The organism is Arthrobacter sp. B2060 (assembly GCF_059090445.1).
This window is the reverse complement of sequence record NZ_JBNHFR010000001.1, coordinates 189,205-204,703: the sequence shown is the minus strand read 5'-3', so window position 1 is coordinate 204,703 and position 15,499 is coordinate 189,205. Positions and strand designations below refer to the sequence as shown.

Here is a 15,499-nt window from a genome sequence, read left to right as displayed (position 1 = left end):
TTACAGGAGTCCTGCCTTGGTCATCAGCTCGGTGACCTTTGCGGAGTTCAGCTTGGCGGGGTCCACTGCCGGAGCCTGGAGTTCCTTGACCGGAACCAGCTTGTCGTGGGCCGGGACGCCGGAGGCAATCGCGTACTCGAACGAGTCGCCCTTCTGCAGCACTTCCTGGCCCTTCTTGCCAGTGATGAACTTGAGGAAGGCCTGCGCCTTGTCAGCGTTCTTGGAGGACTTCAGCACGCCGCCGCCGGACACGGAAAGGAAGGCGCCCGGGTCCTGGTTCTTGAAGTAGTACGGAGTGACGTTCTTGGAGTTCTCGCCGGTCTTGGCCTGGTCGCCGTAGTAGTAGTAGTGGTAGATGAGTGCGGCATCGACTTCGCCGGCGTTGACGGCCTTCATCGCGGTGCTGTTGCCCTTGTACGCCGTGAAGTTTTCCTTCATGCCCTTGAGCCAGGCCGCGGTTGCTGCTTCGCCCTTGAGTTCAAGCAGGGCGGACACGATGGCCTGGAAGTCAGCGCCGCTCGGGGATGCAGCCCACTTGCCCTTCCACTCCGGCTTGGCCAGATCCAGCATGGACTTGGGCAGCTTGTCCTCGGTCAGCTTGGCTTTGTCGTACACGAGGACGGTGGAGCGGGCCGCGATGCCGGTCCACTTGCCGGTGGTCGGACGGAATGCGGCGGGAACCTGGGCGATGGTGTCCTTGTTCACGTCCGCGAACAGGCCTGCGTTCTCCACCTGCGCCATTGCGGGGGAGTTCTCGGTCAGGAATACATCGGCGGGGGAGGCCGCGCCCTCCTGGACGATCTGGTTGGACATCTCCGTGTCCGAGCCCTGGCGGAGGGTGACCTTGATGCCGGTTTCCGCAGTGAACGCGTCCGCCCATTCCTTGGTGAGGCTTTCGTGCTGGGCGTTGTAGACCGTGATCTCGCCGTTGGTCGCTTCCGGGGAGGCGGTTCCGGCGGGGGATGGGGAGCCGCCGCAGGCAGCCAGTCCCAGTGCTGCGGTGGCGGCGAGTGCGATGCCGGCCAGGGCGTTCTTGCGGATCTTCATTGGGGCTTCTTTCTGAAAAAGTCACTCGGACCTTGGTCCTGGTGAGCAGGGGAAGTCAGGCGATGCTCACTTCCGAAACTGTAGGTTAGCCATACCTAAGTGGCATGCTTAAGTGACCATTATCACATCAATTACGGAAGTGTTGCATGACGTAATTCCGCGGCCCGCCGGTGTTCAGGACCCCCCTGCGGGTGGGTGCGGCGTGCCGGCGGTCGCTGCCGCTTCCAGCACCATCCACGCCTGCAGCTGTGTGGAAAGTTCGACGGCGGCGCCCGGCGGATAGGTATCAGTCGCCGGCCGCTGCGGATGGTGGGAAAAGATCAGCCGGCCCGGCCCGCCGTGCCTGGCAAGGGCTTCGTCGGGGGAAACGGCCCTGCGGCCCGCCCAGAGCGCGGCAGCGGTGTCGGTGACCATCCGGCCGGCGGTCGTGCGGGTCGCCTCGGGCAGGCGTCCGTCGCGCGCGGCCAGCGCCAGGTAGCGCGTCAGTATCCCGGTGAAGAGCCCGCCGTCGCCCGTTCCGTCGCAGCGGAGCACCGCGCCGCGATTTGCTGAGCCGCCGTTCGCTGAACCGCTGTTCGCTGAGCCGCTGTTCGCTGAACCGCTGGCCACCGCGCCGCCGTGGGTTGAGGTGCCGGCCATGCCCGGCGCAAGGCTCGCTTGTAGCGTAAGGTGCCGGGACACCGCATCCACCACCACGGCGGCGCGCTCCAGGTTCCTGGTTCCGCCAAGCTCCAGGAGGGCGCCGAGGACCGGGCCCTGGTTGTAGGTGTAGATCGCGTTCTCGAGGACGGTTTCGCCGGTGGGGCCGATCCGGAGTCCGTCCAGGTAGAGCCCGCGGCCCGCGTCGAAGAGCCTGGCGTCGAGCCAATCCAGGAGCGCCTGTGCCCGAGCCGTGTGGCCCGTGCGTGCGAAGTAGAGCGCCACCGGGGCCGTTGCCGGGGTGTTCTTGAAGTCGCGTTTCGTGCTCCAGAAAGTGCCGCCGCCAAGGTCGTCCGTGGACGCCGAATCGAACTGGAGCATCAGGCTCCGGCGGAGGCGCGCGTACCGGCGCGGGACCGGGCGGCGGCTTTCCTCCGCCAGCCTTTCGATCCGGAGGCTGGACAGTGCCAGCCACGCCATGTCGTCGTAATAGCTGTTGACGAAGGTGAAGAAATTGCGCAGCCGGATGCCGGTGACCAAGCGGGAGGCGAGCTGGCCGGCGCTGGCGCGGTGTTCGCCGTCGAACCGGGCAGGCGGCCGGCCAGCGGTGCCCAACTCACGGCGGCCGGTGTCAACGAGGCAGTCGACGTAGTGCGCCTGCCACCAGTAGTGCCACGGACGGAGGAGGCTCCTGAAGCCCCCGGAGGGGCGGGAAACCGCACCGATGTGGGTCCCCGGCAGGAAAAGGAGCCGGCAGCCGAACACTCGGGTGACTGACCGGGCGGCCTCGTCGGCGCGGGCGGCCCAGTCGGCCGGGGCTTCCGGCTTCCCCGGTGTTCCGGGTTTTCCGGGGCGGGGTCGGTCTCCGGGGGCCGCTGACGCATGGGGCTGGGTCATTCCGCCAGCCTAGCGAACCGGGGCAGGGTGCGCGCGTCCCGGCTTTCAGTTAACATTCACTAACTAATGTTCGCGCCGGCTGCCGGTTTCCGCATCAAGGAGGATGTATGGACATCAAGGGTTCTGTCGCGCTGGTCACTGGCGGGGCGTCGGGACTGGGCGCTGCCACTGCCCGGCGGCTGTTCGACGCCGGCGCCTCGGTGGTGATCGCGGACCTCGGCTCTTCGGCCGGCGCGGCTTTCGCCGAGGAGCTGAACTCCGGCCGAGCGGAAGTGCCTGCCCCCGGCGGTGCCGGGAACACCGCAGTCTTCGTTCCGACGGACGTTACTAGCGAGGGCGATGTGCAGGCCGCCGTCGACTCCGCAGCGGCGCTGGGTCCGCTGCGGATCCTGGTGAATTGCGCCGGCATTGCCACACCCGGCAAAGTACTGGGCCGCGACGGTGTCCTGCCGCTGGAGACCTTCACCCGCGTCATCCAGGTCAATCTGGTGGGCACCTTCAATGTGATCCGCCTCGCCGCCGCGGAAATGGCCCTTACGAAGCCGGCCGTCACCGATCTGGGCGGGGAAGAGCGCGGCGTCATCATCAACACGGCCTCCGTTGCCGCGTTCGATGGCCAGATCGGCCAGCCGGCCTACGCCGCCTCGAAAGGTGCCGTGGCGGCAATGACGCTGCCGCTGGCCAGGGAGCTGGCCCGTTCACTGATCCGCGTGGTCACCATCGCACCGGGCATCTTCGAGACACCCATGATGGCCGGCCTGCCGACGGAGGCACAGGAGTCCCTCGGCAAGCAGGTGCCGCACCCGTCCCGCCTGGGTCGGCCGGCTGAATACGCCAATCTCGCGGCGCACATCGTGGACAACGCGATGCTGAACGGTGAAACCATCCGCCTCGACGGCGCCATCCGGATGGGCCCGAAATGACGCATCTTTCTGCCGCTGAATCCGCCGTCGAAGCACTGCCCACCGCGGACTTCTACGACTACGAGTCCCTGCTCAGCGGCCCCGAACGGCGCAAGCTCCAGGAATTGCGGGAGTTCCTCGCCGCGGAGATCGCCCCGTACGCGGAGGAATGGTGGAACAAGGCCGAGTTTCCCTCCCAGCTCCTGCCGAAGCTCGCCGCACTCGAGCTGAGCACACCGGCCCAGCGCGGCTACAGCCACCTCTTCGCCGGACTCGTCATCGCGGAAATAACCCGCGTGGACACCTCGATCGCCACGTTCTTCCTGGTCCACCATGATCTCTTCGTCGAGGCGCTCTACAAGTTCGGGTCGGATGACCAGCGGAGCCGGCTGCTCGAGGACGCCTCCAACCTGCGCATCACCGGCGCCTTCGCGCTGACCGAACCGGGGCACGGCTCCGATGTCGCCGGCGGCATGGAGACACGTGCCCGCCGGATACCCAGCCAAAGCGGAGCAGCCGACGACGGCGGTGACTGCTGGGTGCTGAACGGCGCCAAACGCTGGATCGGCAACGGGACGTTCTGCGACTACATGCTGGTGTGGGCGCGGGACGAGGCCGACGGCGCCATCCGCGGGTTCATCGTGGACGCCTCCCTGCCGGGAGTGACGCGCAGCCGGATCGAAAACAAGATCGCGCTGCGGACCGTGCAGAACGCCGACATTGTGTTTGAAAATGTCCGCGTGCCCGAGGCCGACCGGTTTGCGACGGTCGACGGCTTCGAGGACACGAACGAACTGCTCCGCGGCTCACGCATCATGGTGGCGTGGCAGGCCGTGGGGCAGCAGCTGGCGGCATTCGACGTCGCCCGGCAGTACGCCGTCGAACGGCGGCAGTTCGGACGGCCGCTGGCAAAGTTCCAGCTGATCCAGCAGCAGCTCGTCTCGATGCTGGGCAACACCGTGGCCAGCATGGGCATGATGGTGCGGATCGCCCAGCTGCAGGACCGCGGCGCCGATGACATGGCGCAGGTGGCGCTGGCCAAGGCATACACATCGGCGAGGATGCGTGAAACGGCGGCCATGGGACGGTCTCTGCTCGGCGGCAACGGCATTGTCACGGACTACCGCATGGCCAAGATTTTCGCCGACGCCGAAGCGATCTACACGTATGAGGGCTCGTACGAAATCAACACCCTCATCGTGGGCCGCGCCGTCACCGGGGTCTCCGCCATCGTCTGAGCCGTCCCACCCAGAATACGAAGCGCGAACTGGCAGCTAATGCCCTCAAAACCCAGGTTTGAGGGCATTACCTGCCAGTTCGCGCTCAGGGGTTGGGCTGTTTTTCGCCTGCTTCGATCCTGGCGTCGAGGCTGTTGTTCTTCACGGGCATCGGGCAGGTGCCGTACGGCGTGAACGCACTGGGGTAATTGATGGCACGGTTGAAGTCCAGGACCACCGAAGCGTTTCCCGAAGCATCGACCCGTGGACGGGGCGTGGAGACTTTGCGCCATTCATCCGTGCTGTCTCCGTTCGTCTCGTCATGAAACGTGACCGTTAAGGCGCCGAGCTTCTCCTCCTCGGCGTGAAGCCGGTACTCGTGGTCCTTTCCCGGGAGCCGGAACACGAGCTCGCCCACTGTCCGGTGCACGCCGTCCACCAAAGGGTTGGCGGTGGCGATGGGGATGTCGACCGGTTCGGGATAGGCCTCAAAACGGGCCTCCACCACGAGGTCCGGGCGGTAATCAAAGGTGGGTACGCCGTCGAACTCCGTGAGCACCGGCGACAGCGAATCACGGGTGCGGATGGCGTACTTGTCGGCACGCATGGCAAGCTCCACCACCACCCGGCGGCCGTCGGGGCCGCCGAACTGGACCCACATCAGGGACTCCTCGTTGGAGAGCCGCGCCGTGACGGTCCCGTCCACCGGCTCGCCGGTTTCCACAAGCGTCAGCCCGTCGGCCGCCGCGGCGGTAAGTGCCGCCGTCGTGCCGTCGGTTGACCACAGCCCGGGGGCGAGATCGACGGCGGAGGGCTGGCTTTCGAGCCACTGGAACGACGTGAGCGTGAGCCAGCCGTGCTCAGCGGCGAGGGCGGCATTGCGGTTGTTGCGGAAACGGTGCCAGCGCTGCAGCTGGGCATCGGGTGCTGTGCTCATGGTTCCTCCAACGTAGACGGCTGCCTGTACAACCGCACGCAAAGATACTTCATTCCGTTCTGGATTCCGGTGCACGGGGCAGCTGCCGGCACGGGGGATGGTGCCCCATAGCGGGCCGGGATGCCCGGTTCAAGGCCGTAACAGGATCTGTGACATATTCCCGGCCGCGGCGCGCTGCGGGTAACATTCCATAGGAACAGGTAACCCGGCTCACAGTATCCAGCGCAGTGTACGAGCCAAGTCCGAACCCTCGAAAGATAGTTTCCATGGCTGACACTGCAATGAATTCCGAAACAGATCTCGCCGCCGAACTCCGCGCAGACGTGCGCCGCGTCTCCACCCTGCTGGGCGAATCGTTGGTCCGCCAGCACGGCCCCGAACTCCTGGACCTTGTGGAGCAGGTGCGCCTGCTGACCAAGGAGTCGAAGGAAGCCGCCCGCGGCGGTGCGGACGCCACCGGTCCGTGGAGCGCGCACGACGTCGTTGCCCAGGTCCGTGAGCTCCTCGCCTCCCTGCCCCTTGAGCAGGCCACCGACCTGGTCCGCGCCTTCGCGTTCTACTTCCATCTCGCCAATGCCGCCGAACAGGTCCACCGGGTCCGCGGCCTGCGCACGCGGCAGGAAAAGGACGGCTGGCTGGCCAAGGCGGTCGACGACATCGCCGGCCAGGCGGGCCCGGCAGTGCTCCAGGAAGTCGTCAATGAACTGGACGTGCGCCCCGTCTTCACCGCGCACCCCACCGAAGCCTCGCGGCGCTCCGTTCTGGATAAAATCCGCAAGCTCTCCGATGTGCTGGCCGAACCCACCGAGGAAGGCACCACGGCCCGGCGCCGGCAGGACCGCCAGCTGTCCGAGATGATCGACCAGATGTGGCAGACGGACGAGCTCCGCCAGGTGCGGCCCACGCCGGTAGATGAGGCCCGCAACGCCATCTACTACCTCAACAGCATCCTCACCGACGCGCTGCCGGAGATGCTCACGGACCTCTCCTCGCTCTTGGGCGAGCATGGCGTCACGCTGCCGGCGCACAGGGCCCCGATCAAGTTCGGTTCGTGGATCGGCGGCGACCGTGACGGCAACCCCAACGTCACCGCGGCCGTGACCCGTGAGATCCTACAGCTGCAGAACCAGAACGCCGTGCGGATCAGCATCGCCATGGTGGACGAGCTCATCTCCATCCTGTCCAATTCCACAGCCCTCGCCGGTGCGGACCAGGCGCTGCTGGACTCGATCGACGCGGACCTCGCCAAGCTGCCCGGCCTCGACCCGCGCGTCCTCAAGCTCAACGCCCAGGAGCCCTACCGGCTCAAACTCACCTGCATCAAGGCCAAGCTCATCAACACGGGCAAGCGCGTGGCCGCCGGTTCCGCGCATCAGCCAGGCCGCGACTACACCGCCACCGAGGAGCTCATCACCGAGCTCGAGCTGCTGGAACTCTCGCTGCGCAACCACTCGGCTTCCCTCGCGGCGGACGGCGCGCTGGCCCGCGTCCGGCGTGCCATCGCGTCCTTCGGCCTCCACCTGGCCACGCTGGACATCCGCGAGCACGCAGACCACCACCATGACGCCGTCGGTCAGCTCATGGACCGCCTCGGCGGACCCGGCATCCGGTATGCCGAACTGACCCGTGAACAGCGGCTCGAAGTGCTGAGCGCCGAGCTGGCCTCCCGCCGTCCGCTGTCCGGCCACCCGATTAAGCTCGACGGCGTCGCTGACGGCACGTACGACGTCTTCCGCGAGATCCGGCGCGCCCTGCGCACGTACGGCCCCGACGTCATCGAGACGTACATCATCTCCATGACCCGCGGCGCCGACGACGTCCTGGCCGCGGCCGTCCTGGCCCGCGAAGCCGGCCTGGTCAGCCTTTTCGGCGACGCCCCCTATGCGAAGATCGGCTTCGCGCCGCTGCTCGAAACCGTTGAGGAACTGCGTGCCTCCGCGGAGATCGTGGACCAGCTGCTGTCCGATTCCTCCTACCGGGAGCTGGTCCGCCTGCGTGGCGACATCCAGGAAGTCATGCTCGGATACTCGGACTCCAACAAGGAATCCGGCGTGATGACCAGCCAGTGGGAGATCCACAAGACCCAGCAGAAGCTGCGCGACATCGCCGCCAAGCACGGCGTCCGGGTCCGGCTGTTCCACGGCCGCGGCGGATCCGTGGGCCGCGGCGGAGGGCCCACCTACGACGCCATCATGGCCCAGCCCCACGGTGTCCTCGAGGGAGAAATCAAGTTCACCGAACAAGGCGAGGTCATCTCGGACAAGTATTCGCTGCCGGAGCTGGCCCGCGAGAACCTGGAGCTTTCCCTCGCCGCCGTGATGCAGGGGTCCGCCCTGCACCGCACACCCCGCAACTCCGACGACCAGCGCGAACGCTTCGGGCACGTCATGGAGATCATTTCCGACGCCGCCTTCGACCGCTACCGGAGCCTCATCGACCACCCGGACCTGCCCGCCTACTTCATGGCGTCCACCCCGGTGGAGCAGCTCGGTTCCCTGAACATCGGCTCCCGGCCCTCCAAGCGCCCGGACTCCGGTGCGGGTCTCGGCGGGCTGCGCGCCATCCCGTGGGTGTTTGGCTGGACGCAGTCGCGGCAGATCGTGCCGGGCTGGTTCGGCGTGGGATCCGGCCTGAGGGCCGCCCGCGAGGCCGGGAACTCCGCCCAGCTCGTGGAGATGATGGACCGTTGGCACTTTTTCCGTTCCGTGCTGTCCAACGTGGAGATGACCCTGGCCAAGACGGACCTCGACATCGCCGGCTACTACGTGGACACCCTGGTCCCCAAGGAGCTCCACCACCTCTTCCACGCCATCCGCGAAGAGTACGAACTGACTGTTACAGAGATCCAGAACCTCACCGGTGAGAACGTGCTCCTGGACGCCCAGCCGACGCTGAAGCGCTCGCTGGAAATCCGGGACCAGTATCTCGACCCGATCAGCTACCTGCAGGTGGAGCTGCTCCGCCGTGTGCGTACTGAAGCTGCGGCAGGCAAGTCCATTTCCGGCGGCGAGATCGACGACCGGCTCCAGCGCGCCATGCTGATCACGGTCAACGGAGTGGCGGCAGGCCTGCGCAACACCGGGTAGCCCCCGCGCCCTCCGTCGCTTTGCAGATAAGGGGCGGGAGGCACAGCGTTCCCCGGAGTCAGCTCATGCGTCCTGTCCTGCAGCAGTTTGCAGGGCCGGGGCGGCGGCCGTAGGAATATCCGCCGCCGACACGGCCGGGGCTGCGGCCGTAGGAATATCCGCGGCCGACACGGCGGATGCGGGAACGGCGGGTGCGGGAACGGCGGGTGAGGATACTGCCGGCGAGGCCGCATCGGGGACCAGCGCTAGGGGAGCCGCCTGCCCTGCCGGTGCGACCAGCGGGATCGACTCCGCCGGCGTCGCCTCCGTCCGGGCTGGAGGTGCCGGGGCGGCAGGTGGCGGCGGCGATTGCACGGATTCCCCCGGGATGGCCACGGACAGTACTCCGCCGCGGACCAGCAGCGGAAGCGGGTCCAGGTGCAGGTCTTTGTCCTCGAGGCAGGCCCCAGCGTGGTGCACGTCGAAGTGGCCGCGACAGGTGGGGCAGCGGAGGAGGCTTCCGCCGGTCTGTGGCGCGCCGGTCTGCGGCTCGCCGGCCTGCAGGGCTGCGCCGGCCATGGAGCCGGTGCAGCGCGGGCAGTAGTCGCGGTACGCGTAGACATCCTGTCCGGCGCGGCAGGCCAACACCGGGTAGCCGCCAATCAGGAAGCCCGCGACCTCCCCGGATTCGAGCCCGGCGATTTCCGGAACCGCTTCCCAGGTGCCGCCGGTCATGTCGTGCCAGGACGACGCGGGCGTTGCGTCCTGGGGATTGATCGCACGGACAGGCAGTGAGTCCACGGGAATGAGGTCCGGCATTCCGGGCTTTCTTTCCTCTTCGACGACGTCGATGGCGGCGACGTCCGGTGCCGCTGTTTTGATGGCTTCCTCCACGGCGGACTTGAGGTCGGGGGACGATGGCGGGCCACCCGGCTCGGTGTAGATCTTTAGCCGCACCACTCCGTCCGTGCTCGTCCCCTCCAGCTCCACGTCGCTGCCATGGGAACCGAGGTAGGGCCGGATCCGGTCCAGCGCCGCGGCCACGCGCGCTTCCAAGGGGCGCGGGTACAGCCCGTGGACCAGCAGGAGGGCAGACACGAGGTCGTCCGCCGTCAGCGCCTCCAGCGTGGCTTCGTCGAGCTTCCCCTGGCGGTGCAGGATTTCCATGATGCGCCGCAGCCCCGATCCATACAGCTCCGCCACCTGCCGGACCAGGTCCTCGGCGCCGCCGCGGGCGACCACACCATCAGTGCCCCAGACCCGGAGAAAACCGCGGATCCAGTCGCTGCTCTCCAGCGGCCGGTCTTCGCCCGACATGTTCTACCTGCCCGTCAGATTCTGGGTGGGGGAGTGGGCTTCTTCCGCCTTGCGGGCAGTTTCAGCAGGCATCGTTGCCTCTTTCAATGGCCCTTGCGGGGCCTGGTGTCCTCTTGTCAGCGATCCGGGCAAGGTGCCGGACCGGTTTGTGCCCGTATGAAATGCGGATGGAGGCCTCGTTGCCGCACCCGCACGTTGTACGCATTGTTCTATGGCACCTCCGCGGACATCAGTCTGAGTTTTCGGCCGCTGCGGACGTCAGCGCGGCCGCAGCCATAGAACGGGAACAGGGCAATACCGACGTTGAGTGCAGTGGCCGGCCGTTCTCCTGTAGGGTCCAGAACGGCGCCGGCAAGGCTCTGCGTGACAGAGAGTTCGTGCATGATCGCGCCCCTTTTTGCAAACATAGGCTCGCCCCAGACAAAACGCAACTGCCCAATTTCTCGGCCAACTTTTCCGCAGCGCGAACTGGCAGCATATGCCCCTTGGAGCCGGATTTGCGGGCGTCAGCTGCCCGTTCGCGCTCGGGAAGTGTCGGCTGTCATCTGCCGCGCCGCTAGGCTGGAGTCCATGCCGTCGTTCCAGACCAGACTGAAGATCACCGGGCTGAAGCCGGGCAATCCTCCCGAAGCAGTGATGGCCGCCGCTGTCGACGCCCTGGGTACGCGCCACCACGTGGAAGCGAACCAGCTGGAACTGGCAGGGGGTGTGCCGCAGCTGAACCTCCGGTTCCTCGTGGAGCCCACCGAATACAGCGGTGAGAACCACCAGGCGCTGGAATCGGCCGCAATGATGCGCGACGCCGTCGAGCGCGTTGCGGTGACCGGCTCGCTGGTGGTGCTCCGCCGCAGCCGCGGCAAGTGGGCGCCCGTCTGACCTTTTGGGGCGCCTGTCAGGGGACCGGCTACGCAGGCTCGTCAGGCTCGTCGACCGGGGACCTGCTGCCGCGGCGCCGGGTGGCGATGACCCCGACGACGGCGCCGATCACGAGGCCAGCGGCCACTCCGATGAGCGAGCTGGCCCAGAAGGGCAAGCGGGTGGCTGAGCCGGTGAAGTAGCCGAGCCCAACGAGCCACGTGGCCCAGAGAACCCCGCCCAGCCCCGCACAGAGGTTGAAGCCGCCCGAGGAGACGTCGGCGATCCCGGCCGCGGCGGATGTTGCGAGCCGGCCTCCCGGAATGAACCTGGCCCCGATGATGGTGCCGTACGTGGAGGACCGCCCCGCCTTGGCGATCGCTTCATGGATGCCGTGGTGCAGTTTCCTGCCCCACCGCCAGCGGTCCAGCACATGGCTCAGCCGCCGCTTGAACAGCTGGAACACCACGACGTCTCCCGCCCAGGAGGCCGAAGCTGCCAGGAGGCCTATCAGGAACAGGTTGGCACGGCCCTCGGCGGAGAGTGCGCCGCCGGTGATGAGGACCATCTCGGAGGGGACGGGCGGAAAGATGGCGTCGCCCAGTACCGCCGGGACGATCCAGAAATAGATCGCGGCCCCCCAGTTGTCCGCGTTGCCGAAGTCCATGCGGCCAAGGTACCGCACTTATTGCCGGCAGGGGATCCGCGGGTCTTCGTCCGAACCTGCAGCGGTGCCACACTGGCTGCATGCAGATCGACATTGTTCAGGGCGACATCACCGGCCGGCCCGTTGACGCGATCGTCAACGCAGCGAATTCGTCGTTGCTGGGCGGCGGCGGCGTGGACGGCGCGATCCACCGGGCAGCGGGGCCGGAACTGCTGGAGGCCTGCCGCGGGCTCCGCGCCGGGGAACTGCAGCACGGCCTGGCGGTTGGTGAAGCCGTTGCCACGCCGGGGTTCCGGCTGCCGGCGAAGTGGGTGATCCACACCGTTGGGCCGAACCGCAGCGCCGGCCAGACCAACCCGGCGCTGCTGGCCTCGTGCTTCACCCAGAGCCTGCGGATAGCTGAAGGTCTCGGGGCGCGGTCCGTGGCGTTTCCGGCTGTCAGCGCAGGCGTTTATGGCTGGGATGCCCGCACCGTGGCTCAGGTGGGGATCCAGGCGGTCCGCGCCTACGCCGGCCGTCCGCCGAAGGCCGGTGAGCAAAGGGTGGAGCTGGTGGAATTCGTGCTGTTCAGCGAGGAGACCGCCGAGATCTTCCGGCAGGCCCTGAATGAAACCGGCGGCTAGCGGGCCTCGCTCAGCTCGAGCCGGCTCCGGTACTCCACGGGCTTCCCGGTCATCGGATCCACGAAACGGATCCCGCGGGCGAGGAGCTGAAGCGGCTTGGTGTAGTCGTCCGGGGCCTTGTCCAGGAGCTCCGGATAGAAGGCATCGTGCAGGATGCCCAGGCCCAGCGATGCCATGTGCACCCGCAGCTGGTGGGTCTTGCCCGAGTGTGGCTCCAGCCGGTAGAGGCCGAGGCGCTGGGCCCGGTGGCCGGAGGGCCCGGTGTCCGCGGGGACCGCAGTGGTGGGTTGCCCGCCGTCGGCAGTTACGGCGTCGAAGGTCTTCAACAGGTCAATCCGGGTCTCGGCATTCGGCTCGCCGTCGATGACCTCGGCGAGCAGGTAGCTGCGGGACTTGGTCATCCGGTTCCGCACCACGACGGGGAAGTCGACGGCGGGGTGCCCGGCCGCGGGCTCAGCGGCGGCCACGCACTCGTATTCCTTCTGCACTTCGCGTTTCTCGAAGAGCACCTGGTATCTGCCGCGCGTTTCCGGGTTGGTGGAGAGCAACAGGATGCCGGCCGTCATGCGGTCGAGGCGGTGCATGGGAATCAGGTCCGGAAGGTTCAGCTGGTTCCGCAGCCGCACCAGCGCGGATTCCTGGATGTAGGTTCCACCGGGCGTGGTGGGAAGGAAATGGGGCTTATCCACCACGAGAATGTGATCGTCCTGGTGCAGGATGTTCAGCTCGACGGGCAGCCGCGTCTCGGGCGGGAGGGTGCGGTAGTACCAGATGAATGTGTGGTCCTCGAGCCGCGTCCGGCGGTCCAGGGGGATGCCGCCCTCGCCCACGATCTCGCCGGCGTCGAACCTGTCCTCGATGCCCTGCGGGTCGATGTGGCCCCAGCGGTGCATCATGTAGTCCATCGCGGTGTCCCACGGCCCCTCGTCCGGCAGGCGCAGGCGGGTTGCGTTCACGCCGTCGCGCACGGGGAGGGGGGATTGCATCACCGGTCCATTCTACGTGCCGGGCCGCGGTGGCGGACGGGTCAGGCGGCCCAGCCCCGGGTGACCCGTCTCCGACTGCTTGATCCCCGGGGGTCAGGCGATGGCCACGGCCGGGGAATCCCTGAGGGTTCTGCGCAGCTGCGGGGAGGCGTCCAGCCGGTCCTGGGCCGAGCGCAGTGCCAGGACCGCCTGCTCCAGCTTGTCCGGCGGCAGGGTGAACGGCACGCGGAGGTGGTTCTCAAAGACGCCGCCCACGCCGAAGCGCGGTCCGGCTGCGAGGCGGATGCCGAAGTCGGGCGCGATCACGGTCAGCGCCGTGCTGCTGGCGGAGGGCAGCCGGCACCAGACGGCCAGGCCGCCGTCGGGCCTTTCGGGCTGCCATTGCGGCAGGTGGGCGCCGAGCAGCTCCAGCAGCGCCGTCCGGCTTTCCCTGAGTGCGGCCAGGCGCGCCGGCAGCGGCTCCTCCAGGGCCCGGACCAAGTGGGCCGCGGCCAACTGCTCCACCACCGGGCCGCCGAGATCCATCGTGGTCCTGGCGGCGGCGAAGTGCTGGATCATGCTTTCGGAGGCCCGGATCCAGCCTGTGCGAAGCCCCGCCCAGTGCGACTTGCTCAGCGATCCGATGGAAACCACCGCGGGACTGAAGGCTGCCAGCGGCGCCGCGGCTCCGCCGTCGAGGTTCAGTTCCCGCAGGGTCTCGTCCGCCACCAGCACCGTGCCCGACGCCGCGGCGGCGCGGACCAGCCGGCGTCGCTGGGCGTCGGGCATGAGCCGTCCTGTGGGGTTGTGGAAGTCGGGGACGATGTATGCCAGCTTGGGCCGCTGCTGCATCAGGGCGGTCTCCACCGAGTCCAGGTCCCACCCGGAATCAGGCGCGGGGGGCAGTGCCACGGGGACCATCCGGCAGCCTTGCGCCCGGATGGCATCGAGGGCGTTTGGATACGTTGGCTGCTCCACCAGCACCCTGTCCTGCTTGCCGGCCATCGCCCGCAGCACGATATTCAGGGCATGCTGGGCTCCCGAGGTCACCAGAATCTGGGCCGGTGCGGTGGGCACCCCGACGGCGGAGTAGCGGGCAGCGATGGCCTCCCGGAGCGCTGGGACGCCCAGGGCGTCATAGCCGAATCCGGGCAGGAGCGCCGGCAGTTCGGTCAGCGCCGAAGCAAAGGCCCGGTGCACCACCTCGCCGCTGGCCGGGAGGGATGCGTAGGCGAGATCGATGACCCCGTCGGGGACGGCGAGGCCGGGAGCGCCCGAAAATGCTTTACCTGTCTCGGCGCCTGCCTCTGTGCCTGAGCCCGCGCCGGAGCTGCGGGGAAGGCAGGTGCGGCCGCGGGTGCCCTGGCCGCTGCTCAGGAATCCTTGTTCGCGCAGGCTGGCGTAGGCGGCGGTCACGGTGGTCCGGCTGACGTCCAGGGTGTCGGACAAGGTCCGCTCGCTCGGGAGCGCGGTTCCCAGGGGAATGCGGCCGTCGAGCACGAGAAGACGGACGACGTCGGCCAGTTCGCGGTAGGCGGGGGACGCACCACGGTGCCACTGGCCCAGGAGGCGTGCGAGTGCTGCGGGGCTGAGGGAGCCGGACATAAGGCCAGTATTTCAAACTGGCCATGGAAAACAAGGCCAGTTGTAACCCAAGATGAGTCAATGATGACTCGCAGACTGCTCCAGCTCTTCACCGGCCTTGCCATGTACGGCATCTCACTGGCCATGTTCATCCGCGCCGGGCTGGGCCTGGATCCGTGGGACGTGTTCCATCAGGGACTCGCTGGCAGGACCGGTTTGAGCATCGGGGCGGTGGTGATCATCGTCAGCTTCCTGGTGCTGCTGCTGTGGATTCCGCTGAAGCAGTGGCCCGGATTCGGAACGCTCTGCAACGCCGTGCTCGTGGGCCTATTCGCCGACATCGGCCTCGCCCTGATCCCCGATTTTTCGCACCTGGGAGGCCAGATCGCCCTGCTCGCCGGCGCCGTGGTGCTCAACGGCATCGCTTCCGCCTGCTACATCGGCGCACGGTTTGGTCCGGGCGCGCGTGACGGCCTCATGACCGGATTGGCCCGGCGCACGGGATGGTCCGTCCGGGTTTCCAGGACGCTGATCGAGGTGGTGGTTCTTGGCGCGGGCTGGCTGCTTGGCGGATCCGTCGGCGTGGGTACCGTGGTGTATGCGCTGGCGATCGGGCCGCTGGTGCAAATCCTGCTGCCGTACTTCATGGTCCCGGCTGCAGTTCCAGCTGCGTCAGAAGCGGCGCGGACGGCTGATGCTACCCAAACGGTCTGACGACACCCATATGACCGGACGCGACGGGAATACCAGCGTCGCCGGACCTTTTGCGCATCCCGTGGCAATT

14 protein-coding genes are annotated in these 15,499 nt (G+C 67.6%); 6 read left to right on the top strand and 8 right to left on the bottom strand.

All coding sequences use genetic code 11. The features are described from left to right. Both AC5RUM_RS00970 and AC5RUM_RS00965 read right to left on the bottom strand, forming a co-directional pair. Entirely contained in the window at nt 1-1,047 is a 1,047-nt protein-coding gene (locus AC5RUM_RS00970; RefSeq protein ID WP_494033184.1) for an iron ABC transporter substrate-binding protein, read from the bottom strand. Between the two features lie 174 nt (nt 1,048-1,221). Next, a complete protein-coding gene (locus AC5RUM_RS00965; protein WP_494033183.1) occupies nt 1,222-2,583 on the bottom strand; it encodes a glycoside hydrolase family 76 protein in 1,362 nt (453 codons plus the stop codon). Between the two features lie 107 nt (nt 2,584-2,690). Between AC5RUM_RS00965 and AC5RUM_RS00960 the strand changes: the two genes are divergently transcribed. Together AC5RUM_RS00960 and AC5RUM_RS00955 are read left to right on the top strand one after the other, a co-directional pair. Next, nucleotides 2,691-3,506: a 3-hydroxyacyl-CoA dehydrogenase gene (locus AC5RUM_RS00960; RefSeq protein ID WP_494033182.1), complete on the top strand. Its 816-nt coding sequence runs from the start codon at nt 2,691-2,693 to the stop codon at nt 3,504-3,506. Then, a complete protein-coding gene (locus tag AC5RUM_RS00955; protein ID WP_494033181.1) occupies nt 3,503-4,723 on the top strand; it encodes an acyl-CoA dehydrogenase family protein in 1,221 nt (406 codons plus the stop codon). The genes AC5RUM_RS00960 and AC5RUM_RS00955 overlap by 4 nt, the downstream gene beginning before the upstream one ends. An 85-nt stretch (nt 4,724-4,808) precedes the next feature. Here AC5RUM_RS00955 and AC5RUM_RS00950 read toward each other — a convergent pair whose 3' ends face one another. Further along, nucleotides 4,809-5,639 (bottom strand): DUF1684 domain-containing protein, encoded by an 831-nt coding sequence (locus AC5RUM_RS00950; RefSeq protein WP_494033180.1) that lies wholly within the window; start codon nt 5,637-5,639, stop codon nt 4,809-4,811. 266 nt (nt 5,640-5,905) lie between these two features. Here AC5RUM_RS00950 and ppc point away from each other — a divergent pair, with 266 nt between their 5' ends. Further along, nucleotides 5,906-8,725, top strand: coding sequence for a phosphoenolpyruvate carboxylase (gene ppc / locus AC5RUM_RS00945; RefSeq protein ID WP_494033179.1), 2,820 nt, complete (start codon nt 5,906-5,908; stop codon nt 8,723-8,725). 63 nt (nt 8,726-8,788) lie between these two features. On the opposite strand, the gene AC5RUM_RS00940 is transcribed toward ppc, so the two are convergent. Both AC5RUM_RS00940 and AC5RUM_RS00935 read right to left on the bottom strand, forming a co-directional pair. Beyond that, nucleotides 8,789-10,021 carry a NifU-related iron-sulfur-binding protein gene (locus tag AC5RUM_RS00940; RefSeq protein WP_494033178.1) on the bottom strand — a complete coding sequence of 411 codons (1,233 nt, stop codon included), beginning with the start codon at nt 10,019-10,021 and terminating at the stop codon, nt 8,789-8,791. 209 nt (nt 10,022-10,230) lie between these two features. Next, nucleotides 10,231-10,404: a hypothetical protein gene (locus AC5RUM_RS00935; RefSeq protein WP_494033177.1), complete on the bottom strand. Its 174-nt coding sequence runs from the start codon at nt 10,402-10,404 to the stop codon at nt 10,231-10,233. A 187-nt stretch (nt 10,405-10,591) separates the two neighbouring features. On the opposite strand from AC5RUM_RS00935, the gene AC5RUM_RS00930 reads away from it, so the two are divergent. After that, nucleotides 10,592-10,897 (top strand): hypothetical protein, encoded by a 306-nt coding sequence (locus AC5RUM_RS00930; protein ID WP_494033176.1) that lies wholly within the window; start codon nt 10,592-10,594, stop codon nt 10,895-10,897. 28 nt (nt 10,898-10,925) lie between these two features. Here AC5RUM_RS00930 and AC5RUM_RS00925 read toward each other — a convergent pair whose 3' ends face one another. Further along, nucleotides 10,926-11,543 (bottom strand): DedA family protein, encoded by a 618-nt coding sequence (locus AC5RUM_RS00925; protein ID WP_400579895.1) that lies wholly within the window; start codon nt 11,541-11,543, stop codon nt 10,926-10,928. Between the two features lie 80 nt (nt 11,544-11,623). On the opposite strand from AC5RUM_RS00925, the gene AC5RUM_RS00920 reads away from it, so the two are divergent. After that, a complete protein-coding gene (locus tag AC5RUM_RS00920; protein WP_494033175.1) occupies nt 11,624-12,166 on the top strand; it encodes an O-acetyl-ADP-ribose deacetylase in 543 nt (180 codons plus the stop codon). Here the strand turns inward: AC5RUM_RS00920 and AC5RUM_RS00915 are convergent. Both AC5RUM_RS00915 and yczR read right to left on the bottom strand, forming a co-directional pair. After that, a complete protein-coding gene (locus AC5RUM_RS00915; RefSeq protein WP_494033858.1) occupies nt 12,163-13,152 on the bottom strand; it encodes an RluA family pseudouridine synthase in 990 nt (329 codons plus the stop codon). The two genes, AC5RUM_RS00920 and AC5RUM_RS00915, sit on opposite strands and share 4 nt — an antisense overlap. Nucleotides 13,153-13,245: 93 nt before the next feature. After that, nucleotides 13,246-14,736 (bottom strand): MocR-like transcription factor YczR, encoded by a 1,491-nt coding sequence (gene yczR / locus AC5RUM_RS00910; RefSeq protein ID WP_494033174.1) that lies wholly within the window; start codon nt 14,734-14,736, stop codon nt 13,246-13,248. Between the two features lie 60 nt (nt 14,737-14,796). Between yczR and yczE the strand changes: the two genes are divergently transcribed. Beyond that, nucleotides 14,797-15,429, top strand: a complete 633-nt coding sequence (gene yczE / locus AC5RUM_RS00905) for a membrane protein YczE (RefSeq protein WP_494033173.1) — start codon at nt 14,797-14,799, stop codon at nt 15,427-15,429. The last annotated feature ends 70 nt before the right edge of the window (nt 15,430-15,499 follow it).